This window comes from Streptomyces sp. NPDC043685 (assembly GCF_056436585.1).
In genome coordinates this window covers 106,969-131,076 of the sequence record NZ_JBWKCH010000009.1, presented here as the reverse complement: position 1 = coordinate 131,076, position 24,108 = coordinate 106,969, and the positions used below count along the sequence as shown (strand labels likewise).

Here is a 24,108-nt window from a genome sequence, read left to right as displayed (position 1 = left end):
GGCAACGACCCGGATGGCTCACGGCGGGCGATCCGCCACGAGTAAGGGGCGAACACGTAAGCCGGGCACCGCTGCCATCACCGGCACGGTGCCCGGCTCAACGGTGTGATGTCGTCGGCTTCGCCCTCGTTCCCGTAGCGCGATGCTAGAGGCGCACCACCTGACGACCTTCGGAGTGTCACAGAGTTGACACATGCACCGATCAGTGCGGCGCGCAGGCGATAACATCACCTTCCCGATCTGTGCAGTGCGAGGGGGGCTTCGTGACAGCAAGGCGTGTCAGGACTGTCTACTTCTATGAAGTGGTACGGGCCAAGGACGACTACAACCCGCGTATGGATGAGGTGCCCTGGCAAAGGGCGCTCGAAGAGATGTCAGCTAAACCGTACGAGGAGCGCAAGTTTGTCACGCCCGATGGCGACCGATACATCGGCGAGTCAGTGTTTTCGTCAGGCGCTATGCACTTGCTAGTTGGACGAATCGGGTCCGGCGAACTTCAAACCGTTGACCTTGACCACGGCCATATCGAAGACCTGCGCCTTGACGGCAATCGAGGATTCGTGGACACGACAACAGTCTGCTTCCTGGAGCATTCAAACATTATTGGAATGATGGGCAGCAGCCAGGCATCTCCTCGTGCCACAGCCATCCAGCGATGGATGAACGCCTGCGGATTAGCCGCTGAAGAGATCGCACTTTGGCCCGTAATCAGTCAAGACGTGTGGACGAAACTCCAGAACGCGAAAGCGGTTCACAACTTCGAGTTCACCTTCCGCCCCAACCCGGCGTTCATGCCACCCGAAAGCTCTTCTATCTTCGGGTTCAAGCAGGCGGGAGACCGTTACCCAGACCATCGCATCACTTTCAAGGTCGAAGTGCCGAAGCGAGGGCAAGCCACCTCTCGCGCCCGAGGACACAGGCGCCTCCAAGAAGACGCCATGCATTTCATGTCCGAGTTGGGCTACCTTATCGGTCCGAGCGGTATCGAACGCGCGAGAGCGCTAGTCACCCTCCCCACCGATGATGGCCACGTCAAAGAGGAACCACTCGACTTCCTCAAACACCACGTGACCGCGAAAAAGCGCGTAGAGGTACGCAGCAGCGAAGACGCGCGTCCGAGGTACACCGCAGCAGTGGAGGCGATCCTCGAAGCTGCCCAGGAGCACATGAGCGACCTCCGAGGCGCTGTCAGTGGCTAGGTCTACAGTGGCAAGCCTCAGTCCAGGGGGGTAGCCACATGGCGTCTTTGAGTGTCCTCGCACGGCGTATACGCGATCTATGGGGCGAACGACCCGGGATCGACTGGCTCGCAGTCGCAGTGTTATTGGTCACCCATCTTATGTACTGCCGCGTGAGCGCTACCGAGGCACTTTTCACCACAATCACAGCGGACCGCCGAAAAGATATCTACACAACCGCCGCCTCCGCGTCTGCATTGATTGGCGGTTTCGGCACTGCCGCAATCAGCCAATACGCTACGGCGAGCGGCAGAAGGATGCTCGAAATCCGACGCCGATTCGGCACAAGCCTACGACGCAACTGGGCTGGGGTATTATCATCCATGCTGGTCGTCACTGGGGTATGCCTGATTGCCTTGATCTTCGATACAAACAAAAGCCCCGGAGCCACAGGTTGGCTAGTCGAAGCAGCACTCCTTCTGGCCGCGTTGCGCGCCGTCCGCCTGATTTGGCTTTTTGGTATGCTCATTGATGTAGCTGACCAGGACGTAACGGAGCCGCGCCGATCCCCAGCCGTCGCAATTCCCCAAAGAAGACGTCCAGGCCCTGGAAACACACGAAACACCCCTGGCGCAAACTGACAGGGCCGTGCGTCCAGCGGTTTCAGTTTAAGGGGCTATGCCACGTCGGGGAGTGCCGCTCCCTGAAGGGTTTGTGCCTGCTTCGAGCCACCGCGGGGCCCGCATGAGGATTCCCGCCCCCTGCCTCCCCTCACAAGTTCGACCACGGCGACCTACAGTGCCGCTATCCCGCCATCCATCAGGCCAAGGCCTTTGCGTGTCACTGTTCCCGTAGACCTCGGGGCAGCGGGCTTGACGGGCCAGGCTGCTCAGGAGGACATAGCCACCTCCGGGCTGGGCGCGGCATGCGAGGCTGGTACCGATTGGCAGGGAACGGAGAAGGAGGGCGAGTGTCGCAGCAGGCCAACCCTCGGGGGACTTTCCTGAAGGTCGCCGACGCGCTGAGAACACGGATCGAGACGAACCAGGAGATGACGGAGCTCCCGTCCCTAGCTGCGGTCATGAGCGATCACAACGTCTCGCGCGGTGTCGCGCTCCGGGCGTTCGCTGTGCTGAGGCAGGAAGGTGTGGCCGAACCGGCCCCGGGCGGACGGTGGCGCGTCGTGCGCGCGGGTACGCAAGTCGACCGACGTCCGCTCGATCAGCGGCTCGCCGACATCATCACGGCTGAAGGGCTCGAAGTGGGGGAAGCCTTCCCGAGCGCCTCCGCGCTGGCCGACCGGTTCGGGGTCTCACGTCCCACGGTGGCGAAGGCACTGGAGAAGTTGGAGAGTGCTGGCGTGCTGGCAGGGGGTGGACAGGGCAGGGTGCGGACGGTCCGCGCTGTGCCGACGCGAGAGGAGCGTTCGTAGCTTGCCGAAGTTGACGGAGTGGGCCTATCCGCTGGCTGAGTCACTGCTTGCCGAGCCGCTGCCACGGCGGTGGAAGCACTGCCTCGGAGTCGCCGAGAGGGCTCGCACGATCGCGCTCGTACTCGACCAGGATGCCGATCTCCTGGAGGCCGCGGCGGTCCTGCATGACATCGGCTACGCGCCGGACCTGGCCAAGACGGGCTTTCACCCGCTGGACGGGGCCCGCTACCTCCGGGACGTGGCCGGCGCCGACAACCGCGTCATCAACCTGGTCGCCCACCACTCCTGCGCCTGGATGGAAGCGGAAGCGCGCGGCATGCGCGAGGAGTTGGAGGGCGAGTTCCCGCGCGAGAGCGCGCACCTGAACGACGCGCTCTGCTACTGCGACATGAACACCACGCCGGACGGCACGTCCACGAACCCCATCGACCGGATCAACGAGATCGCCGGCCGGTACGGGCCGGACAGCCTGATCGGGCAGTTCATCCGCCGGGCCGAACCGGAGATCCTCGCCTGCACGTCCCGCGTACTCGATCGGGTCGCCGCGGCCAAGCGTCAGCCGATGTAGGGAGTCGTGCGCGCCCGGTCCATGGCGTGCTCGATCCGCAACCGCATCGTAGGGTGCACGTCCAACGTCGTCAGGTCCGCTGGGTCGACCCAGCGGACCTGAGTCGTTTCGTTGCTCGTACGGAGCTCACCACCGACCGGCCGCGCGCGGAAGCAGATGCTGAACTGCTGGCGCACCTCGCCGTCGTCGTACTGCATCACGTGCCCAGGGTCCGTGTAGATCCCGGACATGTTGACGACTTCGGCCTTGATCCCCGTCTCTTCCCAGACTTCGCGCACAACGGTGTCGCTGATCGACTCCCCCACGTCGTGACCACCACCGGGCAGTGCCCAGCGCCCGTTGTCGGAGCGCTGAATCATCAGCACCTGTCCCGCGTCGTTCTGCACGAACGCGACGACGGACGGCACGACCGAGTTAGCCGGCGGGGCGTCCGGGTCGTGCAAGTAGTCGATGCGTCCCATGCTCAAGCTCCCGTGAAGTCGCGTTCTGTTACTGGCCTGGCGCCTTCCCAGGTCTGCTGAACGCTATTGGCGAAGGTGTCGAACAGACCAGCTCCGGGGAGTCGCCGCAGGTGGAACACGGGCGCCATGTAGGCCCCGATGCCATACACGTGCGTGTTGGCCAACATCTCGTCATCAGCGCGGTAGATCGAGTTGTAGAGCACCGTGTCGTGCAGGCGGAAGGCGATCTCGGGGTGGCTGGTGAACAGCGGGCGGTAGTTGACCAGCGCGTTTCGGATCTTGCCATCCATGATGCGGTGCCCTTCGTCGATGCCGCGTCGGATGACGGCTTCGCACTCTGGATCACCCATGAGAACCCGGATGCGGACACCGCTCTCAGCCTTCTCCTTCAAGGTCGAGAAGAAGAGCGGGTCCTCTGCCAGGTAGATGCCGGCGTACACGAGGATGTCGATGCGCTCCGTGGCGCGCTCGCACATCTGACGCCAGAGGGTTGACGGCACGACGTGCCGATGGGGGTAGACAGCCACGATTTCGGCTTTGGTCAGGTCCGCTGCGCTCTCAACAGCTCGGCTGTCATCCCACAGCGTCGTGACGTCGACGTTCAGCGCCGCCGCCGTTGCGTACTGATGACGCCGGTACGGGACCTTGCCCTGCGTGATCCAGCGTTCGACCGTCTTCGGGATGACGCCGATCTCCTCGGCGAGGCTCTGCACGGTCATGCCGCGGGCGAGGAGGGCGGACCGTAAGCGCTCGTTCGACATCTGCACCCCCGTAGGGACTTCTAGGGACTTCTTGACCGTAGCCAGAAGGCCGCTAGCTGTCTAGGTGCGGGGTAACCAACTCCCCTGACCTGCAGCGATCCTGAATGTGCGCCAGGAAGTCCCGGCGCGAAAACCAAAGGTTCCGTCGGTGCCCTTGACGGACCCATATGCAGTACCTGTAAAACAGGTACTGCATCGACCGAACGCAACACCTCGGTCGGGAGGCGGCTTCATGCCGCATGCGCAGAAGGCGGGGACGCTGCAATCCCGCTGAAGGCCAGGCAGAACAGGGCTCCGGCCCGTACTGGCGAGGTGGCCCGGCGACCGCGAGCAACGGCCGGAGGGTGGGGACGTGGTCCCCCTTGCAGTGATTCACCCCTGTTGATCTCGCCTGAGAGGCATTCCAGTGCATCGACGAAGACTCTCGGCGCCCCCGCGATGGACCGGCCGGCGGGCGCCGCTGCTGTATCCCGGCCTGTGAGCGGAACATGCGCTCGCGCCCCATCTGGTCCGCCTCTTCCTGCCATCGCAGCGGATAAAGCTGCGGCCGGTTGCCTCCCTCGTCCGTCCGAGCCCGCGCACGTGGCGGGGGCCGTACGGGCGGGGCGTGGGGAGCCGGATCTACCGACTTCAACGGCGAGCGGCTCCCGGGGTGCCACCCGGGAGCCGCGTTCGGGCCGTTTCACCTGCTAGGGAGACCACGACCCATGAACCACATCGTCACTGTTCAGGACGCTGTTACCGCGTTCGCCGACTGGGCGGAACCGACGGATGCGGAGCTGGACGCCATCGCGGCGGAGATGCCCGTGATCCGTGCGGAGATGGAGCTGCTGGACGCGCAGATCGTCGTCATCGACCGGACCCCGACCGTGCTGGACGAGCGGCGCATCCGCCGGGCCCGCCGGCGCGTGCTGGCCGCGCACCGCGACCTCGTCAACGGCCTGGCCGAGCAGACGGGCGGTGCCGCGTGATCCGCATCGTCACCGGGGCCCGCATTGCCCGGCTTCAGAACGAGGCTCGTGCCGCCGTTGCGCAGGCACGGCAGACCAGCGCCGCGGCGAACGAGGTGTTCGGCCGGCACGTCCGCGAGCTGTACGCCGTCACCGACCGCGCGGAGCGGGCGGAAGCGACCACGGCCGAGGTGGGCGCACTCCTGGCCCGTGCGATGGAGGAGCTGTCCGCCGCGCAGCAGGAGTTGCTGCTGCGGGACATCGAGATCCGCCGGCTCCGGCAGGAGCGTGAGGGCGAGTCGCTGGAGGGACGCACCCTGACGGTGCTGCTGCACTACGGCGAGCCGCACACCATCTACGCGACCCGCGAGGAGGCCCACGCCGACACCGCCACGCACGGCATGCCGGCGGACCACGTGTGGAAGCCCTGCGGTGAACACCCGGCCTCCGCGTTCAAGTGGCGGTGTGAGGCGTTCATCTACAACCCCGCCTCCAACGGCTTCCGCCGCGCTCAGATGCCCACCCCGAAGCCGATCGAGGGGGCGGCGTGAACAGCGTTCAGACCCGTTCAGCAGAACGCGCCCTGTCGGGCGGCACGTGGCTGATCGTGTCCGGCGCAATGCTGTACTCGATCCTTACCGTGACGCCGCTGATGGCCAAGCACACGGCCGAGGAATGGGACTGGACGGCACCGATCCTGCCCCTGGTGGTGGATGCCGCGGTGGTCATCGTGGTCAAGCTCGATGACGTGCTGGCCCGCCTGGGCGGGCACGGCGGACGCTGGCCCATCACGCTGCGGTGGATGACCGGCCTGATGACCCTCGCGCTCAACACGGCCGACTCAGCCTTGAAGAAGGACCTGGTCGGCGTGGCTGTCCATGCGGTGGCGCCGCTGCTGCTGATCGTCACGGCGGAGACCAGCCTGGCCTACCGCCGGGCCATCGCCTCCGCAGTGGCGGCTTTGGAAACCCAGCAGCAGGCCGAGCGGGAGCGGCGCGAGCAGGCAGCCCGGGAACGGGCCGCGCAGGCCCGAGCCGAGGCCCGCGAGGAGCGCGAGCACGCCGCCATGCTGGCGCGTGAACAGCGTGAACACGAAGCCCGCTTGGCGCGCGAGCAGGCCGAGCGCGAGGAGCGGCAGCGGCGCGAGGAGCGTGAGGCCCGGGAGCGGGCGGAGGCTGCCGAGCGAGAGGCTCGTGAACGCCGTGAACGCGAGCGTGAACAGCTTGAGCAGGAGCGGCTGCACCGTGAACAGCAGGCTCGGGAGCGGGCCGAGGCCGAGCGCCGCGAGCGTGCCGAGCGGGCGGAGCGTGAACGCCGTGAAGGCGAGGAGCGGGCCGAGCGTGAACGCGCCGCGCTGCTGGAGCGCGGCCCCGCGGAGGTAAAGCTGCCAGAGGATGAGGCGCGCCGAATCGTGGCCGCCGGGTTCGCGTCGGGCCTGTCGGTGCGGCAGGCGGCGGAGCTGTGCGGCTGGTCGGTCGGCTGGGTCTCCCACCGCTACGCCGAACACCGCGACCCCGCAGCCCGCGGTCGCGCTGAACTCGCCATCGCAGGCCGGTGATGGGCACCATCCCCGTCTACCGGTGGCGGCTCGCCCCGGACGGCCTGGCCACCCGCCGCCAGCTCCGCGCCCTCGGGCTGCGCCCGGGTGGTCAGGAGGTGGCGGCACAGATCGAACGGCCCCGCCGACGGCGGGGCCCGCTGGTCGCCTACCTCTACCGCATCGACGCCGCGAAGCCGGTACGTGCGATGACCCCGGCCCGCTGGGCGGCCCTGGCCAAAGCCAACGCCGCCCGGCGTACCTGTCCGCGCTGCCGGCTCGACGTCGGCTACTGCATCCCCACTTCGCACGGTATGTGCGGCCGGTGCCTGGCCGCCGAAGAACAGCGCGCCGCCTGAACCCCTTCGACCTGGGAGTTTCGCTGTGTCCAGCCGTACCCGCACCCGCACCGTGAAGACGGCCGCGGGCATCCACACCGTCCGCATCCCCCGCCAGCGTGGCCGCCGCGGCGCCGACCCGTTCGTGATCGTCGTCCCCGAGCGTCCGTCCCTGACCCGCGAAGCGCTCGGCTTTGTGGGCCGCGGCCTGTGGACGTTCCGCAGCGCCCTCGCTCCCACCGGCCTGTCCGTGCTCGCGTTCCTGGTGGCCGGGCTGCTGCACCTGATCGCCTGGTGGTCCTCCCTTGTCATCGCCCCCGTGGCGGCCGCACCGGTGGGGTGGGTGCTGGTCATGCAGCGCCGCCGCCCGGCCCGCGCCGCCGCGCTCGCTTGGCGCATCGGCCTGACCGCGCTCGCCACGCTCGCCGCGGTGTGGCTGGCGCTGGCCGCCGGGTTCGGCCCGCTCGCCGGACCGCTCGTGCTGCTGTGGCTGCTCATCCTGATCGCCGCGCAGACCGCCTGGCTCATCATCCGCCCGTCCCGCTGACCCGAGGAGACATCGTCTGATGGCGCAGAACACCCACGGCCGGCGTGCGCGCGGGCCCGTGAACGACCCCAAGACCGGCAAGTTCGCCAACGCCGGCGCCGCGGCTGGCGGGTTCGTCGGGGCGCTGGGCGGCTCGATCGTCCCGCCGATCAACGTCACCGTGAACAACACCAAGCAGGCCGGCAGCTCCGCTGGGCGCCGCGCGCACGCCGAATCGCTGCTGCCTGCGCCGGAGTTCACCTCTCCGGCGCAGGTGCGGAACTACTGCAACACCCTGCGGGCTGCCGCGGTGACGCTGTCCATCGAGGTGGCGATGGGTGCCGAGATCCTCAAGGGCGTGCTCGCGGCCGTGCCGGACCCCGAGGGACGGCCGTTCGGATCGCGGATCCGCGCCGCGAAGGTGACGCGGAAGATGCAGCGCGCCGCGGATGATCTGCGGGACGCAGCGAAGAACGCCGCCGCCTGCTACTCGACCTTCCAGCAAGAGTTCGAGGAGGAGATCAACCGCGTCCGTCACCGCGCCCGCAAGCCGCAACAGCCGGTCATGAACTGGGCCCAGCAGTAAGGAAGGTCGCCTGCCATGGCAAGGAACAGCTCCGGCCGCCGCGTGCGGCACACCGACTTTCTCGACAACGGGATGGTCGCCCAGTACACCGGTTCCGGCCTGCTCCCCGGTGAGGGTGGCGGGGGCAGCATCGGCGCCTACCTCGTCCAGCGGGCCATGCCGCACCTGCCGCCATGGGTGGCCGCGGCCGGTATCGGCATCGCCGGCGGGCTCGGCAGCCTCCAGTGGGCCGAGAGCGCGGCGGCCGGGGTCGGCCTGACCCTCGCCTCCGTCGGGCTCACCGGCGCCACGTGGTGGATGGGCAAGTCCACCACCCAACAGCGGCGCCTACACTCCGCCATCACCGTGGCCGCGGCGTCGGCCTGGACCACGGCCGCGTGCCTGGCCGGACCCACCGCGGGCCCGCTGCCCGACCTGTACCTGATGGGCGCCCCTGTGGTGGCGCTGTCGTGGAACATCCGCATGATCCTGCGCCGCAACGACGACCCCGCCGGCCAGAACGGCGACAAGGGCCTGCTGGAGAAGGTCGGCCTGGCGCGGGCGCAGATCGGCAACGCCAAGGTGGAGCGCAACCGGGTCACCGCCCCGCTCGCGGTGGAGGCCGGTGAGCAGACCAACGACGACGTGTCCAAGGCCCTGGGCCGGATCGCCTCCGCCCTGGACCTGCCCACCTCCGCCGTGCGCTACCGGCCCGACCCCAACTCCTCTCGCCGCGGCGACCTGGTCATCGTCCCCGAGGACATGCTGGCGGACGTGGTGGAGTGGGACGGGCCGTCGAACCTGGGTGGCTCGATCGCTGATCCGCTGGTCATCGGCCGCTACGACGACGGCGCCCCGATGCTGCTGTGGCTGCCCGGCGACCCGGAAGCAAAGCGCAACTCCACCCACGTCCTCGTGGCCGGTGGCACCGGATCCGGCAAGGGCGACACCGCCCTGAACCTCCAAACCGAGATCCTGTCCCGCACGGATGTGATCCTGTGGCTGTCGGACCCCAAGGCGTTTCAGGATTTCCGCCCGCTGCTGCCCGGCATCGACTGGGCCGTCGAGGGTGGAGCCCCCACCGAGCTGATGGTGGAGGCCCTGCAAGCGGCGATTCCGGCCCGGACCAGGTGGCTGGGAGCCCACCACTACCGGCAGTGGGTCCCGTCCTGCGCACAGACGCAGAACGACCCGGCTCACTCCTGCCGGCCCGGCGGCCGTGCCTGTGGCTGTGAGGGGATGCCGTTCCTGGTCGCGTGGATGGAGGAGGCCGCCAACACCCTGCGTGCGCTGGGGGACGACGCGTTCACCGGGATCGCTCAGGAAGCCCGCTCCGCGGGTATCTCCTTGATCGTCTCCCTTCAGCGTCCCTCGTACGACCAGATGTCCACCAGCACCCGCGCCTCGTTGCCGTCCGTGATCGCTCTGGGCTGCGACCCCCGCGACGAGGGGTTCAGCCTCCCCGAGTCGGTCATCGACGCCGGCGCGCACCCTGGAGCGTGGGGCAACCGGCGCCCCGGCTACTGCTACCTCGTCAGCCCTGGCATCGACGAGGACCGCTACGCCTCCCCGGGTCGCACCCGGGCCTTTACCCACCGCGCCACCGCGCTGATGGAGCAGCTGGCGGCGTGGGCCCTGGCCAACGGCGCCATCGCGGACCCGGTCACCGCCGGCGCTGCGGTGTGCATCGCCGGCAACGCCTACACCAGCCGCGCCGCCGAAGCGGCGAGCACGCCTCAGCTCACCGTCGTGCAGCAGGAGGACGACATGCCCCACGGCAGGCACGTGGACCCCGAGGACGCGGACATCGACCCCGAAGCCGACCTGCCCGAGCCCGAGCAGGGCGACGATGCGCCGATCTTCGGGCAGGAGACCGGTCGCAAGCCCTCCCCGGAGGAAGCACGGGAGCTGTTCGCCCAGGCGCTGGAGGAGTTCGAGCACAACGGCCAGATGATCGTGGGCCCGGTCGACTTCACCGACTGGTGCGACCGCAACCAGCTCTCCCGCTCCTGGGTCTCCCTGCGCCTGAAGGAAGCCGCCATCGACGGCCGGCTGGAGCCGACGAACACCACCGGCCGGTGGCGCATCGTCCCCATCCTCGCCGCCGCCTGACACGCCCTAACACCCGTAACGGTGTTACGGCCCCTAACACCCAAACCCCTAGGCAGAAACGGTGTTACGCGCCCTCACAGCCTCTCGTAACACCGCTCTGACACCTGCCTAACACCTCACCCGAACGGGCCGCGCCACCCACCGGCGCGGGCCCGTAGCCTCCCCGAAGGGGCACCCATGACCCACCCCGAACAGCCCACGCCGATCGAAGTCCACCAGCCCATACCGCTTATCCCCTACACCCCCGGCACGGCGGCCCCGCCGCTGCCACACCCGGGACACATCCCGACCGTAGCGAGCATCGTCCTGCCCGACGGCCGTGTCGTCACCGGCTACGCCGTCCACCCCGTCCAGCTTGAACCTGTCACGACGAAGTCGCCGGTCTCCCGCACGGCGGTGAACGTCGCCCTCGGGGGCGTGGGGTTCCTCGCCGTGTGCGGCGGGCTGCTGCTGCTCACGTCGTTCATCGCGGCCCTGACCGCCTTCGTCACCCAGCTCATCACCCTCGCCGCCGTCGTCTTCGGCGGCTGGATCGCCGTGCAGGTGTTCAGCGCGAGCAGCCGCTGCGGCGGGACCACGGTCAACATCCGCAAGGCCGTGATCAAGCGCAACCACTTCCGCAGCTGAGCCTCCTGCCTAGGCGACGCTCATCTGCTGGCTTCCCTGCCCGGGAATCGCCGCAACCGGCACTCCCGGACGGTGCATGTCCCAGTGCTTGGTCAGCCACTTGGTGTGGTCGGCCGTCACCGACACAGTGAGCGAGGCCCCGTCCAGCTTGGCGTAGTCCGGGTACGTCTTCAGCTCGTCGGCGAGGTGCAGAGTCTTGGTCTTCGGGCTGACGGCGATCAGCCCGAGGTCGAAGAGACGGTGCAGGTCGCGGCGGAGCAGCAGGCCGCCGCCCTTGTGGTGCTTGCCGTTGGCCGCGTAGCTGTACAGGTGCGCGGCCTCCAGCGCCTGGACCGGCGCGGGGCCGGTGAACGCGCACACCTCGCCGAACACTTCCAGCAGGTGCTTGCGGAAGGCGGGCTGTCCCTTGCGGACCCGGATGGTGGCCGTGCCGTGGCCTTCGGCGATCACCTGCCGGGCGGTGTCGACGACCCGCAGCGGCAGGGGCGCGCCGCCGTGGGTGAGGGCGTGGTGGAAGTCGTCCCAGCGCAGTTCCCGCAGGGAGTTCTGCGAGGCCTGCTGCACGCACAGGGCCCGCAACTCCGGGGCGGTCAGGGTGCCGCGGGCGTCGACCCATCCGGCTTCGTGCTGGCTGCGGTAGGTGGTTACCTGCTTGGTCTTCCACCCGGCCTTGTCGTCCTCATGCTTGCAGTCCTGGTTCCAACACACGAAGCGGGGCAGCTTCTTCTTCCGTTCGGCCACGTCCGCCTTGCCGCACTTGACGCAGTACGGGGTCTCCTTCTCGCCCTGGCCGACCTCGATGGCCTCGATCACGGACAGGCCCAGCAGCTCGACGCTGTCCCACAGAGCGATCACGTCACCGACCTTCAAGGTCGCGTGATTGGGGACGGTGCTGTCCCAGCTGTAGTGGGTGGCGGGGCTGTCGTCGTAGCCCTCACTGATTCGCTTGCTCCCGGCCTTCGCCAAGACCAGCCACGCCGTCATCAAGCCCTCCCATAGGACACACCGAACGACACCCGAGCGAGCACGGACACACACGCGCGCACGCTCGTGATCAACGTATCGGGCACCACTGACAACGCCCCCCGAATAAGCCGGACATCCCCCGCGCACCGGGCGTCCGCGTGCGCGTGTCACGCGCAGGCCCGGGGCCTTTGGTGGGCGGCCGCCCCTCACCACAAGACGGCGGCCGCCCTTTCTCCACCCGTCACGGGACTGACCTGATGGAGGTCTCCAGCATGACCCACCCCACCCCCATTCGCCCACCACACGCTTTCCCACGGCCCCGGGTGCTGGACCTGTTCTGCCACCGCGGTGGCATGGCCATGGGCTACCACCAGGCCGGCTTCGACGTCGTCGGCGTCGACCTCGACGCCGACTGCGGCGAGGAGTACCCGTTCACGTTCGTCCACGGCGACGCCATCGAGTACCTGCTCGCGCACGGCCACGAGTACGACCTCGTCCACGGCTCCCCGCCCTGCCAGGCGTACACGCCGCTCAACGCCTACAACCACAAGACCTATCCCGACCTGATCGCCCCCACCCGCGCCGCGATGCGCGCCGTCGGCCGCCCCTACGTGATGGAGAACGTGGAGGCCGCACGCCCGCAGATGGTCGACCCGGTGATGTTGTGCGGCCCGATGTTCGGGCTGCGCATGTACCGCCACCGACTGTTCGAGGCATCGTTCCCCATCATGCCGCCGCCCCATCCGGCGCACGTCGCGCGGTGTATCCGCAACGGCTACCTGCCCACCCCGGAGCGGCCGTTCATGACCATCACCGGCGGCCGGCACTCCCGGGCCTGGCAGCGCGCCGCAGCCGAGGCCATGGGCACGCCGTGGATCACCACCATCCGGGGCGTGTGCGAGGCCATCCCTCCCGCCTACGCGGAGCACATTGGCCGCGCCGCCCTGGCCATGCTCGCCCCGGTCCCGGAGGTGGCAGCGTGAGCGGCATCCTGACCGCCGACCTGGCCTGCCTGCCCTTGCTCGCCTCCGCCCTCACCAACGCAGAGCGAGGCTGGCCGGTCATCCCCCTGCATCCGCGCGCGAAGCGACCGGCCGGGCACGCCGAACGAGACTGCCCTCGGACGGGCAGGTGCGCGGGCGGGCACCGCAAGCCGGAACAGCGCGCCACCACCAACCCCGACCTGATCCACGCCACCTGGGCGACGCGCCCGTACAACGTGGGAATCGCGACCGGTCCGGCCGGCCTGCTGGTGGTTGACCTGGACGTGTGCAAGCCCGAAGAACCAGAAGGAGCGCCTAACGGCGCCACTTCGTTGCAAGCGCTCTGCGAGCGCGCCGGCCAGATGTTCCCCGCCACCTACCGGGTGCGGACCGCGCGCGGCGGGGAGCACCTGTACTTCACCGCCCCTGCTGGGGTTCGGCTGAAGTGCAGTGCGAACCGTCTCGGGCCGCACATCGACACCCGTGCCTGGGGCGGCTACATCGTCGCCCCCGGCAGCACCACCCCCGACGGCACCTACGAAGTCGTCTGTGACGCGCCCCTGGCCGAACTGCCCGCCTGGCTCACCGAGATGCTCACCGAGCCGCTGAAGCCCGCCGCGGCGCCCGTGCGGGTCCACGACGGCACCCGCGCAGCCCGTGTCGCCCTGGAACGTGAGTGCGCCGTCATTGCCGCCGCGACGGAGGGCGGGCCGAACGGCCGCAACAACACCCTTCACCGCAGCGCCTGCAAGGTGGGGCGGTTCGTGGCATGGGGCGACATCCCCCGGAACCTGGTGGAGCAGGCAATCCAGGCGGCGGGGGAGGCTACCGGCCTGCCGCCGGCCGAGTGCCGCACCACCATCGCCAGCGCTCTGGACTGGGTCATTGCCCACGCCACCCCACGGGAGGCGGCATGACGACCCCGACTCCCCCCGCCCTGGATTGCCCCACAGTCCGCCCCATCCGGCCGTACCCCGCTCCACAGGCTGTGGGTACGGCGGCCGTGGGCGAGCCGAAGGGCGCCGCCCGCAAGGGCGTCCGAACAAGCTCTGACCCGCACACCGCCGACCCGGACGACCCCACACGGGCCCGACCCGGCCTGCGCATCTACGCCCCGCCGGTCTACCGCCACCACTACGACGGGGCCCGCTGGTCCAAGCGCTACGGCGACACCCCCACCGCCGCCTACGTCTGCCACTGCGGGCAGACCGACAGCGCCACCGGTCCGAAGTCCGTGGCCGCGCTGGTCTCCGAGTACGACGCCCACAAGTCCGGCTGCACGGGAGCTCCCGCCGCAACCCCCGAAGGGAGGGCCGCCGCATGACCGCCGAGCCCATCGACGGCGCCGCACTGCTCGAGGAGGTGGAAGACTTCCACCGCCGTTTCAACGTCTTCCCCACCGACGCCGCGTTCGTGGCGGTCACCCTGTGGGATGCCCACGCCCACCTGCTCGACTGTTTCGACTCCACCCCCCGGCTGGCGTTCCTGTCCCCCGAGCCGGGCTCGGGCAAGACCCGCGCGCTGGAGATCGTAGAGACCCTCGTCCCGCAGCCCATGACAGCCGTCAACGCCTCCGCAGCCGCCCTCTTCCGGTCCGTATCCGCCGGCACCGCCAAGCCGACCATCCTGTTCGATGAGATCGACACAGTCTTCGGTCCCAAGGCAGGCGACAACGAGGAACTGCGCGGGTTTCTGAATGCCGGGCACCGCCGGACCGGCGTGACCTACCGGTGCATCGGCGACGGTGGGCAGCAGAGCGTGCAGGCGTTCCCCTCGTACTGCGCGGTCGCGGTCGCCGGTCTCGGCTCCCTGCCCGACACGATCCTGTCCCGTTCGGTCATCATCCGCATGCGGCGCCGGGCCAGGAACGAGAAGGTCGAACCCTTCCGGGCCCGCGTCCACGAGGCCGAGGGGCACAAGCTCCGTGACCGGCTCGCCACGTGGGCGGAACAGGTCCGCGATGCCGTCATGGGGGCGTGGCCGACCATGCCGGACGGAGTGACCGACCGGCCGGCCGACGTGTGGGAACCGCTCATCGCGGTCGCCGACGCCGCCGGGGACGAGTGGCCCGAGCGGGCCCGCGCTGCCTGCGTGGAACTGGTCACCGCGTCGAAGGCCAACGACAAGGGCAGTCTCGGCGTGCGGCTGCTGACCGACCTGCGCGACCACGTCATGGTCGGCATCGACCGCCTGCCCACCGTCGCCATCCTGGACCGGCTCAACGCCCTGGACGACGCCCCGTGGGCCGACCTCCACGGCAAACCGCTCGACAACAGGCGCCTGTCCAAGATGCTCGCGGAGTACATGACGGTCGACAACGAGCCGATCACGTCCCGCAACATCAAGACGGGCGGGAGCGTGCTGAAGGGCTATTACGCCGCCGATCTCACCGACGCGTGGGCCCGCTACTGCCCCCCACCCCCGGAAAGTCCGCTACCTCCGCTACCGGGCACCGAAAACGCTGCCTGACCAGCACAAACGCGGTAGCGGCAAGCGACCCCGGTTGCCGCTACCGCCCCGCTACCCATCCGCTACCGCTACCCCTTCCCGCTACCCCGGCAGGCCCCTGACCTGCGCGGTAGCGGCGGTAGCGGAAGTAGCGGCTCTCAGAAGGTCCCTGGACGCCTGCCGAGGAGACACCCCGGATGAGCACCGCGATAACCGCCCCCGTCGACCGCCTCCTGTACAAGCCCGAGGAAGCCGCCGAAGCGCTCGCCATCGGACGATCCACCGTCTACGAGCTGATGGCCGACGGCTCCCTGAAGTACATCAAGTTGGGCCGCACCCGCCGGATACGGCGCGTGGACCTCGAAGCGTACGTAGCGAATCTCGCTCCCTTGCCCAACTGAGTCACGCAAGCCCTGAGGCGCCCTGAGCATCCCGCTCGGGGCGCCTCCCGCATGGAGGAGCACATGAGCCCCCGCAAGGCCAATATGGAATCGTCCATCTACTTCGGCGCCGATGGCTGGTGGCACGGCCGCGTGACGATGGGCGTCAAGAGCGACGGCAGCCCCGACCGGCGCCACCGCCGGGCCCGGACCGAAGCCGAGGTCAGGCGCAAGGTGAGAGAGCTGGAGCGCCAGCGGGACCAGGGCCGCGCCCCCGCAGCGGGCCGCAAGCCGACCGTCGCGGCCTGGATGGAGACCTACCTCACCGACATCGCCAGCCTGAAGCTCAAGCCGCGCTCGCTCGACGACTACTGGTCGAAGACCCGGAACGACATCATCCCCGGCGTCGGCAAGCACCGCATCGACAAGCTGCAGCCCGAGCACCTGGAACGGATGTACCGGGCCATGCTCGACGCCGGCCACGCCCCTTCGCACGTCCTCAAGGTGCACCGCATCCTGTCGCGCGCCCTCAAGATCGCCCACCGTCGTCGCATCGTCGCTGAGAACGTCGCCACGCTCGTCGACCCTCCGAGCATCGACGAAATCGAGGCCAACCCCTTCACCAAAGAGGAGGCCCGAGCCTTTCTCGAAGCCGCAGCAAAGCGCCCCAGCTTCATGCGGTGGATCGTCGGCGTCGGCATGGGATTCCGGCAGGGCGAGACACTCGGACTGCGATGGTCATACGTCGACCTGGAAGCGGAGCTGTTCCGCCCCGAGTGGCAGCTACAGCGGCTCACGTGGCGGCACGGCTGCGCCGACCCGCACGCCTGCGGGGGACGCCTGCACCGCTTCGAGCCGTGCCCGCCGGACTGCACCGCGCACAAGAGCTACAAGCGCGGCTGCCCGAAGCCGTGCACCAAGACGTGCACCAAGCACGCGAGCACCTGCCCGCAGCGGAAAGGGGGCGGACTCACCTTCACCCGGCCCAAGACCAAGAAGAGCCGGAACGCCGTGCCGATCCCGCCCGTCTTCATTCCCTTCCTGCAGGACCACAAGGCTCAGCAGGAAGCGGCACGGCAAGCCGCCGGAGAGCTGTGGCAGGAGCACGACGTCGTGTTCGCGAGGCCGGACGGCCGGCCGCTGGACCCGCGTGCCGACTACGAGGAGTTCAAGGAGCTGCTCAAGGAGGCCGGGATCGACGACCGCCGCCTGTACGACGGGAGCCGCCACACCGCCGGCACGATCCTGAACGAGCTGGGAGTCGACATGCCCACGATCATGGAGATCCTGCGGCACACCCAGATCAGCCAGACCCGGCGGTACGTCAAGGGCCGGTCGCATCTCTCGAAGGACGCCATGCGGCGGATGGGCGAGTTCTTCGTACCGTCGCCGGCGCCTCTGTCGGCCCCGGATCCGGGCCCCACTGAGACCAGAACTGAGACCGCCGACAGCCGCGCGGCCCGCGCCCGGCGCCGCCGCCGGATCCGCTGACGACAAACCCCAGGTCAGAGCAGATCCGACCTGGGGTTTCAACCGAGCCCCCTGTCGGATTCGAACCGACGACCTACGCATTACAAGTGCGTTGCTCTGGCCAGCTGAGCTAAGGAGGCGGGCGCCGTGTACCGCGTTGCCGCGGGCGAGGGCGGATCCACTGTACACAGAGCCCGTCACGCCGAGCCACGAAGTTCCGTGCGGGCTGCCGTCTACTCCACCTCGTAGGCGAACCGATACTCCACAGCCGTCTCGCCGTGCCGTGCCGTGAAGGCGCCCTCTCCCCGGATGCCGGTCAGCCCGCCGCTGCCCGAGCCCGGCACCACCTCGAAGGTGCAGTGCACGGTTCCGTCCTCGCCGAAGAACCCCCGCTCCTCGACCGCGAAGCTCCCCTCGCGGCCGTCGACGCGGCCGGTGAGGAGTTCCATGCCGGTGAAGGAGCCGGTCTTCGCGGTGACGTAGACGATCGTGTACTCGCAGGTGGTCCCGGCCGCCTCGATGCCGCCGGTGAAGGTGTTCCGGACGGAGGCGTGGGCGAGGCGCGGGTTCGCGTCCTCGCCGGGGCCGATCACACGTTCCTGCCAGTCGGCGTAGGTGAAGTGACCGGTGGTGGTGGTGCGGGTGGTGCCGGTGGTGCCGGGCATGGATGGTCCTCTCGGTCGGCCTGATGTCCGCGACCAGCCTGGACTCCGTACCTGACATCTCCTGTCAGGTACGGCGGGATGCGCCGTGACAATGGCTCCATGCGCGCCGACCGGCTCCTCTCCCTGCTCCTGCTGCTCCAGAACCGCGGGCGGATGACCGCCCCCGAGCTCGCCGCCGAGCTGGAGGTGTCGGTGCGGACGGTCTACCGGGACGTCGAGGCCCTGGGCGCGGCCGGTGTGCCGGTGTGCGCGGACCGGGGGCCCGAGGGCGGCTACCGGCTGATGGACGGGTACCGGACGCGGCTGACCGGCCTGACCGACGCCGAGGCCGGTTCGCTGTTCCTCGCCGGGATGCCCGGGCCCGCGCGGGACCTGGGGCTCGGGGCGGTGCTGGCCAGCGCCCAGCTCAAGGTGCAGGCGGCGTTGCCGGCGGAGCTCGCCGGGCAGGCGCGGCGGGTGCAGGAGCGGTTCCACCTGGACGCGCCCGCCTGGTTCCGGGAGGCCGATCCGGTGCCGTGTCTGGAGGCGGTGGCGGCGGCCGTGTGGGAGCGGCGGGCGCTGCTGCTGCACTACCGGCGCTGGCGCGGCGAGGTACAGCGGGAGGTGCGGCCGCTGGGGCTCGTCCTCAAGGGCGGCATCTGGTACCTGGTCGCGCTGGCGGAGGAGGCCGTACGCACCTACCGGGTGTCGCGTGTGCTGGCCGTGGAGGAGACCGGGGAGGTCTTCGAACGGCCGGCGGGCTTCGACCTGGCCGCCTACTGGGCCGAGTCCTCCCGGCGTCTGGAGGCGGCCCTGCACCAGGACACCGCACGGCTGCGGATCTCCCCTCGCGCCCGGCGGCTGCTCCCCATGCAGTTCGGTGCGGCGGGCGCCCGGGCGCTGGAGGGAGCGGGCCCGCCCGACGGGGACGGCTGGGTCGAGGTGGAGCTGCCCGTGGAGTCGGAGGCGGTGGCGGTGGGCGACCTGCTGCGGCTCGGCCCGGAGGCGGAGGTGCTCGGCCCTCCCGGGCTTCGGCAGGCCGTGGCCCGGGCGGTCGCGGCACTGGCGGACCGGTACGGGCGGGCGTGCTCCCCCTGACCGACCGGACCCGAGGTGGCGCAGGCGTGCTCCCGCTGACCACCGGACCCGAGGTGTGCCGCTTCGAAAATTTCCGCGAAGTTCACAGGCCCGGAACTACTGACAGACGTGTGAACGCCAGGTACCGTCCTGAGCCAGTTCACGCGCGTGGACTACACCACAACGGAACACCGTCGTGGCACCACCTTCCTACTCGGATCGTCCGGCACGTTCCTGCCGGTAGAAGGGGTTCATTCACCATGGCCACTGTGCAGTTCGACAAGGCGACCCGGATCTACCCGGGTTCCACCAAGCCCGCCGTCGACGCGCTGGAGATCGACATCGAGGACGGCGAGTTCCTCGTCCTCGTCGGTCCCTCCGGCTGCGGCAAGTCCACCTCGCTCCGCATGCTCGCGGGGCTCGAGGACGTCAACGCGGGCGCGATCCGCATCGGCGACCGCGACGTCACGCACCTGCCGCCGAAGGACCGGGACATCGCCATGGTGTTCCAGAACTACGCGCTCTACCCGCACATGACCGTCGCCGACAACATGGGCTTCGCGCTCAAGATCGCCGGCGTCAACAAGGCGGAGATCCGGCAGAAGGTCGAGGAGGCCGCGAAGATCCTCGACCTCACCGAGTACCTGGACCGCAAGCCGAAGGCCCTCTCCGGCGGTCAGCGCCAGCGTGTCGCCATGGGCCGCGCCATCGTGCGTGAGCCCCAGGTGTTCCTCATGGACGAGCCGCTGTCCAACCTGGACGCCAAGCTGCGTGTGTCCACGCGTACGCAGATCGCCTCGCTCCAGCGCCGCCTGGGCATCACCACCGTCTACGTCACCCACGACCAGGTCGAGGCCATGACGATGGGCGACCGCGTGGCGGTCCTCAAGGACGGTCTGCTCCAGCAGATCGACACCCCGCGCAACATGTACGACAGGCCCGCCAACCTCTTCGTGGCCGGCTTCATCGGCTCCCCCGCGATGAACCTCGTCGAGGTGCCGATCACCGACGGCGGCGTGAAGTTCGGCAAGTCGGTCGTCCCGGTGCAGCGTGACGCGATCGCCGCCGCCACCGACAAGACCGTCACCGTGGGCGTCCGCCCCGAGCACTTCGAGGTGTCGGACGTCGAGCAGGGCCTCGCCGTCACCGTCAACGTCGTCGAGGAGCTCGGCGCCGACGCGTACGTCTACGGCACCGCGAAGGTCGGCGACGACTCCAAGGACCTCGTCGTCCGCGTCAACGGCCGTGACGTCCCGGAGAAGGGCAGCCAGCTGCACGTCGTGCCCCGCTCCGGCGAGACCCACGTGTTCTCGACGTCGACCGGTGCGCGGCTGTCCGACTGATCAACTCGCGCACGCACAACCCCGGGTGATTCACCCAGGTTGACGAACAGGGCCCCGCAGCATGCTGCGGGGCCCTCACCGTTGTCGACAAATACCCCGGCAGACCGGACGTTTCGAGCAGTGTGCGTCAACGCGTTACCCGGAAAGTGGCACTCTCTCATCCCCCGAACCGGTGACTAAATGTCTACAAACCACTACCGGGCGCTACCCTCACACGCGTGAAGCACTCCATGAACCAACAGACGCGACGCGGCCGGGGCCCCGCCCGCCGGATCGGCCGCACCCTCGCTTTCGTCCTGCCCGTCGTCCTGGTGCTCTCCGGGACCCTCGCGGTCACCCGAGTCAACTGGTCGGGGAACTCCACCGACCCGGTGCTCACCGCCGCGGACACCTCCGTGGGCACGCCACGGGCCGCCAAGCGCGCCCCCCAGGACGTCCTGCGCGACAAGCTGCTGACCGAACTGCAGGAGGAGGACCCGGGCGTCGCCCTCACCCACCTCCAGCAGGCGGTCAACGGCCGCCCTTCGCTGGCGAAGCACTGCGCGTCCATCGCCCGCGCCCTCGGCCAGGCCGCCGTCCGGGTCTACGGCCCGACCCGCGCCCAGTCCTACGCGCGCCCGGTGTGCGACACCGCCTTCGCCACCGGCGTCGCCGCCGCGCACAGCTGAGCACACCGCCCTGCCACCGGGTGGGAGGTCCTTCACGGCTGACGGAAACCGTCGTCGGCCGCCGTCCCGGGCGGGACGCCCCGTACAGTTCGTGTCCATGAGCGATCCGAGCGCCGCGTCCCGCCCCGTTCAAGCCGTCGTTCTGGCCGGCGGCCAGGGCTCCCGGCTGCGTCCGTACACCGACGACCGGCCCAAGCCGATGGTCGAGATCCCCGGGACGGGGACGCCGATCATCGGCCATCAGCTGTCCTGGCTCGCCGACGAGGGCGTGACGGACGTCGTGGTCTCCTGCGGCCATCTCGCCGAGGTGCTGCAGAAGTGGCTGGAGACGGCCGAGCTGCCGGTCTCCGTCACGACGGTCGTCGAGCCGGAGCCCCTCGGGCGCGGCGGCGGCCTCAAGTACGCGGCGGCGCACCTTCCGCACCCCGACCAGCCCTGGTACGCGACGAACGGGGACATCTGGACGCGGTTCTCGCTGCGGGACATGGCCGATTTCCACGCCGAGCGGGACGCCCTCGCGACGCTGGCGCTGGCGCGGCCCCGGCTGCCGTGGGGCGCGGTGCGGACCGACGGGTTCGGGCGCATCACCGACTTCATCGAGGCGCCGCCGTCGACGTTCGAGATCAACGCCGGCGTGTACGTCTTCTCCCCCGAGTTCGCCGGGCTGTTGCCGCACCGGGGAGACCACGAGCGGACGACGTTCCCGCATCTGGCCCGTGAGCGGCGGCTGGCCGGGTTCACGATCCCGCAGGGGTCGTACTGGCGGGCCATCGACACGGCGAAGGACCTGACCGAGGCCGCGAAGGAACTGGCGGCGCTGGGACGCTGAGAGCTCCGCCGGTCGTGCGGTGGCTAAGGGCCTGCCTCCCTTCGAGGAACTGGCGGCGTTCGCGGCGCCGAGCGCTCGTCCGGTTGCTTCCCGTCGGCGACTGACCGCTCGTCGTCGCTTGCCGCGCAGTTCCCCGCGCCCCTTGAGGCCCCTGGCGGCGTCCGCAGCGCTGAGCACTCGTCCGATTGCCGCCCCGTCGGCGACTGACCGCTCGTCGTCGCTTGCCGCGCAGTTCCCCGCGCCCCTTGAGGCCCTGGAAACTGGCGGCGTTCGCGGCGCCGAGCGCTCGTCCGGCTGCTTCCCGTCGGCGACTGACCGCTCGTCGTGGCTTGCCGCGCAGTTCCCCGCGCCCCTTGAGGCCCCTGTCCCCCTCCGCATGCACAAGGCCCCGCACCTTCCCGGTGCGGGGCCTTCTGTTGTGCTGGCCGGCCGTCAGCCCAGCAGGCCGCCCACGAGTCCCGGACGGCCCGTGGAGGAGGAGCCGCCGCCGCCCGTGCCGCCGGTCGAGCCCGTGCCGCCCGTCGCCGTGCTGCCGCCGGAGGTGGGGCCGGTCGTGGTGCTCGGGGCCTGGTCGGCCGGGGAGGACTGCTGGGGCGGGGCCTGGCCCGCGGTGCCCTGGGTCTGGCTCGGGGAGCCGCCGCCGGTGACGGTGCCGGTGTCGCGGGTGGCATCGGGCCTGGTCGTGGTGCCCGCACTGGGGCTCGCGGAGCCGGCCGTGGCGCCCTGGGTGGGCGAGGAGGACGCCGACGGGGTCCGCTTCTCCTTGCGCTTGCCGGGCTCGCCCGGGAGCGGGGAGCCGGGCAGTTCGTTGCGCGGGGCCTCGCCGGGGCCCGGGACGACGACCCGGTCGGCGTCCCGGACGGCACCGCCGAGCAGCGAGCCGACGAGCAGGGTGACGCCGGTGGCGATGGCGGTGACGAGGGCGCCGCGGCGCAGCACGTAACGCCGCAGGTCCCAGATGTCCGCGCGGGGGCCGAGACGGCGCCAGGCGCTGCCGGCCAGCCGCCCGTCGACGGAGTACACGGGGGCGCCGGCGATGATCAGCGGGGACCAGGCGGCGAGGTAGATGATGTCGGGCGTCTCGTAGGCGGGGACGCTCTTCCAGCTGACCGTGACCAGCAGCGCGGCCGACAGCAGCGCGCCCAGGCAGGCGGCGACGCGCTGCCAGCAGCCCAGGACCGTCAGGACGCCGACGATGACCTGCGCGAAGGCGATGACCAGGCCGGCACCGACCGGGTGCTCCAGGGCGAACTGGCGCAGTGGTTCGGCGACTTCCCACGGATGCAGGGTGTTGAGCCACTTGACCATGGAGCCGCGCTTGCCGCCTTCGAAGTAGACGGGGTCGCACAGCTTGCCCATGCCGGCGTAGATGGAGATGAAGCCGAGGAAGACGCGCAGCGGGAGCAGGACGACACCGAGGTTCATCCGGCGGCCCGGGTAGTAGGCGTGCCGTGCGGGGTCGTCGCTGTGCCGCTTCGCCCGGCGCCCGGTGTCGCCCTCGTCGAGGTCGGAGTCCCCGAACTCGGCGTCCTCGTCGCCCTGTTCGTCGTAGGCGCTGCCGACGGTGCGCATGGGCGGCAGCAGCCGGGTGCCGTCGGCGGGCTCATGCGTGCGCTGGGGGCCGACGACCGGGGTCTCGACGGTCTGGGCGAGGCTGTCCTCGTAGCCGTCGCCCCCGTAGCCGGCGCCGTAGCCCGCGCCCTGGTATCCGGGGGTGTCGTAGCCCGGTCCCACGCGGGAGATGACCTGGGTGGCTCCGGTGTCGGAGACGGACTCCTCGGCGTGGCGGACGCTCTCGTGCCGCACGGCCTGGAGGAGGCGGTGCGCACCGGTGTCGTCCGGCGCCGATCTGCCGCTCCAGACGACGGGCCGGCGACGGGCGGTGGCCCCGCCCGCCTCGCCCCCGACGAGGGGGACGCGGGCGGTGTCCTCGGTGGCGGTCAGATGCCGTGCGACCCGGGGGGACTGGACGCGACGCGTCGAGACGCCCAACTGCACGCGGAAACTCGCGTGATTGACGATGACCTGCGCCGGGTCGCTCGGCACCTTCACCATGCTCAGCGCGGGAGCGTCGTCGAGTCCCGACGAGCGGTCCCCCGTGGGTGTGCGGGGTGTTCTGGTGTCCACACTCATCTAACCGAGTGACGTCGCGTTAGGACACTGCTTTGACCCGCCGGATCTGTCCGGACCCCGTCAAGCTTGTCCTCGTCGCACCACTGACACCGAAATTACCCCGTACGGGTGA

General features: G+C 69.8%; 26 protein-coding genes and 1 tRNA gene. 21 read left to right on the top strand and 6 right to left on the bottom strand.

The window, feature by feature from the left end:
* Positions 1–263: 263 nt before the first annotated feature.
* The 3 genes from AC0665_RS28260 (at position 264) to AC0665_RS28250 (ending at position 3,178) form a co-directional block, all read left to right on the top strand.
* A complete protein-coding gene (locus tag AC0665_RS28260) occupies positions 264–1,199 on the top strand; it encodes a hypothetical protein (RefSeq protein ID WP_478706039.1) in 936 nt (311 codons plus the stop codon).
* A 949-nt stretch (positions 1,200–2,148) separates the two neighbouring features.
* Complete coding sequence (locus AC0665_RS28255; protein ID WP_478706038.1) at positions 2,149–2,610, top strand: GntR family transcriptional regulator; 462 nt, start codon at positions 2,149–2,151, stop codon at positions 2,608–2,610.
* 1 nt (position 2,611) lies between these two features.
* Positions 2,612–3,178 carry an HD domain-containing protein gene (locus AC0665_RS28250; protein WP_478706037.1) on the top strand — a complete coding sequence of 189 codons (567 nt, stop codon included), beginning with the start codon at positions 2,612–2,614 and terminating at the stop codon, positions 3,176–3,178.
* Here AC0665_RS28250 and AC0665_RS28245 read toward each other — a convergent pair.
* Together AC0665_RS28245 and AC0665_RS28240 are read right to left on the bottom strand one after the other, a co-directional pair.
* Entirely contained in the window at positions 3,166–3,639 is a 474-nt protein-coding gene (locus AC0665_RS28245; protein ID WP_189550232.1) for an NUDIX domain-containing protein, read from the bottom strand. The two genes, AC0665_RS28250 and AC0665_RS28245, sit on opposite strands and share 13 nt — an antisense overlap.
* 2 nt (positions 3,640–3,641) lie before the next feature.
* The gene (locus AC0665_RS28240; protein ID WP_478706036.1) at positions 3,642–4,400 is read right to left on the bottom strand and encodes an XRE family transcriptional regulator; all 759 of its coding nucleotides are present in this window, start codon (positions 4,398–4,400) and stop codon (positions 3,642–3,644) included.
* Positions 4,401–5,107: 707 nt separating this feature from the next.
* On the opposite strand from AC0665_RS28240, the gene AC0665_RS28235 reads away from it, so the two are divergent.
* The 8 genes from AC0665_RS28235 to AC0665_RS28200 all read left to right on the top strand — a co-directional run bounded on the left by AC0665_RS28235 (position 5,108) and on the right by AC0665_RS28200 (position 11,055).
* On the top strand, positions 5,108–5,371 hold the full coding sequence (locus AC0665_RS28235; RefSeq protein WP_478706035.1) for a DUF6284 family protein: 264 nt from the start codon (positions 5,108–5,110) through the stop codon (positions 5,369–5,371).
* Positions 5,368–5,901 (top strand): hypothetical protein, encoded by a 534-nt coding sequence (locus AC0665_RS28230; RefSeq protein WP_478706034.1) that lies wholly within the window; start codon positions 5,368–5,370, stop codon positions 5,899–5,901. The genes AC0665_RS28235 and AC0665_RS28230 overlap by 4 nt, the downstream gene beginning before the upstream one ends.
* Entirely contained in the window at positions 5,898–6,908 is a 1,011-nt protein-coding gene (locus tag AC0665_RS28225; RefSeq protein WP_478706033.1) for a DUF2637 domain-containing protein, read from the top strand. Before AC0665_RS28230 ends, AC0665_RS28225 begins: the two co-directional genes overlap by 4 nt.
* The gene (locus AC0665_RS28220) at positions 6,908–7,246 is read left to right on the top strand and encodes an RRQRL motif-containing zinc-binding protein (RefSeq protein WP_478706032.1); all 339 of its coding nucleotides are present in this window, start codon (positions 6,908–6,910) and stop codon (positions 7,244–7,246) included. The genes AC0665_RS28225 and AC0665_RS28220 overlap by 1 nt, the downstream gene beginning before the upstream one ends.
* A 25-nt stretch (positions 7,247–7,271) precedes the next feature.
* On the top strand, positions 7,272–7,772 hold the full coding sequence (locus AC0665_RS28215; protein ID WP_478706031.1) for a hypothetical protein: 501 nt from the start codon (positions 7,272–7,274) through the stop codon (positions 7,770–7,772).
* Positions 7,773–7,791: 19 nt separating this feature from the next.
* On the top strand, positions 7,792–8,337 hold the full coding sequence (gene traA, locus AC0665_RS28210; RefSeq protein ID WP_478706030.1) for a plasmid transfer protein TraA: 546 nt from the start codon (positions 7,792–7,794) through the stop codon (positions 8,335–8,337).
* A gap of 72 nt (positions 8,338–8,409) precedes the next feature.
* On the top strand, positions 8,410–10,428 hold the full coding sequence (gene traB / locus AC0665_RS28205; protein ID WP_478706117.1) for a plasmid transfer protein TraB: 2,019 nt from the start codon (positions 8,410–8,412) through the stop codon (positions 10,426–10,428).
* A 177-nt stretch (positions 10,429–10,605) separates the two neighbouring features.
* Positions 10,606–11,055, top strand: coding sequence for a hypothetical protein (locus AC0665_RS28200; RefSeq protein WP_478706029.1), 450 nt, complete (start codon positions 10,606–10,608; stop codon positions 11,053–11,055).
* Between the two features lie 9 nt (positions 11,056–11,064).
* Here AC0665_RS28200 and AC0665_RS28195 read toward each other — a convergent pair whose 3' ends face one another.
* The gene (locus AC0665_RS28195) at positions 11,065–12,039 is read right to left on the bottom strand and encodes an HNH endonuclease (RefSeq protein ID WP_478706028.1); all 975 of its coding nucleotides are present in this window, start codon (positions 12,037–12,039) and stop codon (positions 11,065–11,067) included.
* Between the two features lie 254 nt (positions 12,040–12,293).
* Between AC0665_RS28195 and AC0665_RS28190 the strand changes: the two genes are divergently transcribed.
* From AC0665_RS28190 to AC0665_RS28165, 6 genes are all read left to right on the top strand, one after another.
* Positions 12,294–13,004 carry a DNA cytosine methyltransferase gene (locus AC0665_RS28190; RefSeq protein WP_478706027.1) on the top strand — a complete coding sequence of 237 codons (711 nt, stop codon included), beginning with the start codon at positions 12,294–12,296 and terminating at the stop codon, positions 13,002–13,004.
* Complete coding sequence (locus tag AC0665_RS28185; protein WP_478706026.1) at positions 13,001–13,921, top strand: bifunctional DNA primase/polymerase; 921 nt, start codon at positions 13,001–13,003, stop codon at positions 13,919–13,921. The genes AC0665_RS28190 and AC0665_RS28185 overlap by 4 nt, the downstream gene beginning before the upstream one ends.
* A gap of 86 nt (positions 13,922–14,007) precedes the next feature.
* Positions 14,008–14,328, top strand: coding sequence for a hypothetical protein (locus AC0665_RS28180; RefSeq protein WP_478706025.1), 321 nt, complete (start codon positions 14,008–14,010; stop codon positions 14,326–14,328).
* The gene (locus tag AC0665_RS28175) at positions 14,325–15,473 is read left to right on the top strand and encodes a DUF3631 domain-containing protein (protein ID WP_478706024.1); all 1,149 of its coding nucleotides are present in this window, start codon (positions 14,325–14,327) and stop codon (positions 15,471–15,473) included. Before AC0665_RS28180 ends, AC0665_RS28175 begins: the two co-directional genes overlap by 4 nt.
* Before the next feature lie 176 nt (positions 15,474–15,649).
* Entirely contained in the window at positions 15,650–15,853 is a 204-nt protein-coding gene (locus tag AC0665_RS28170) for a helix-turn-helix domain-containing protein (RefSeq protein ID WP_478706023.1), read from the top strand.
* A 63-nt stretch (positions 15,854–15,916) separates the two neighbouring features.
* On the top strand, positions 15,917–17,323 hold the full coding sequence (locus AC0665_RS28165; RefSeq protein ID WP_478706022.1) for a tyrosine-type recombinase/integrase: 1,407 nt from the start codon (positions 15,917–15,919) through the stop codon (positions 17,321–17,323).
* Between the two features lie 45 nt (positions 17,324–17,368).
* Here the strand turns inward: AC0665_RS28165 and AC0665_RS28160 are convergent.
* Positions 17,369–17,442 (bottom strand) — tRNA-Thr (locus tag AC0665_RS28160).
* Positions 17,443–17,535: 93 nt separating this feature from the next.
* The gene (locus AC0665_RS28155; RefSeq protein WP_478706021.1) at positions 17,536–17,967 is read right to left on the bottom strand and encodes a DUF3224 domain-containing protein; all 432 of its coding nucleotides are present in this window, start codon (positions 17,965–17,967) and stop codon (positions 17,536–17,538) included.
* Between the two features lie 99 nt (positions 17,968–18,066).
* Here AC0665_RS28155 and AC0665_RS28150 point away from each other — a divergent pair, with 99 nt between their 5' ends.
* The 4 genes from AC0665_RS28150 (at position 18,067) to AC0665_RS28135 (ending at position 21,863) form a co-directional block, all read left to right on the top strand.
* Positions 18,067–19,044 (top strand): helix-turn-helix transcriptional regulator, encoded by a 978-nt coding sequence (locus AC0665_RS28150; protein WP_478706020.1) that lies wholly within the window; start codon positions 18,067–18,069, stop codon positions 19,042–19,044.
* Positions 19,045–19,283: 239 nt separating this feature from the next.
* Positions 19,284–20,366 carry an ABC transporter ATP-binding protein gene (locus AC0665_RS28145; RefSeq protein WP_468411934.1) on the top strand — a complete coding sequence of 361 codons (1,083 nt, stop codon included), beginning with the start codon at positions 19,284–19,286 and terminating at the stop codon, positions 20,364–20,366.
* A gap of 218 nt (positions 20,367–20,584) precedes the next feature.
* Positions 20,585–21,034, top strand: coding sequence for a hypothetical protein (locus tag AC0665_RS28140; protein ID WP_468411936.1), 450 nt, complete (start codon positions 20,585–20,587; stop codon positions 21,032–21,034).
* A 97-nt stretch (positions 21,035–21,131) separates the two neighbouring features.
* Positions 21,132–21,863 carry a nucleotidyltransferase family protein gene (locus AC0665_RS28135; RefSeq protein WP_351626508.1) on the top strand — a complete coding sequence of 244 codons (732 nt, stop codon included), beginning with the start codon at positions 21,132–21,134 and terminating at the stop codon, positions 21,861–21,863.
* Positions 21,864–22,295: 432 nt separating this feature from the next.
* Here AC0665_RS28135 and AC0665_RS28130 read toward each other — a convergent pair whose 3' ends face one another.
* On the bottom strand, positions 22,296–23,996 hold the full coding sequence (locus AC0665_RS28130) for a DoxX family protein (RefSeq protein ID WP_478607571.1): 1,701 nt from the start codon (positions 23,994–23,996) through the stop codon (positions 22,296–22,298).
* Positions 23,997–24,108: the final 112 nt, after the last annotated feature.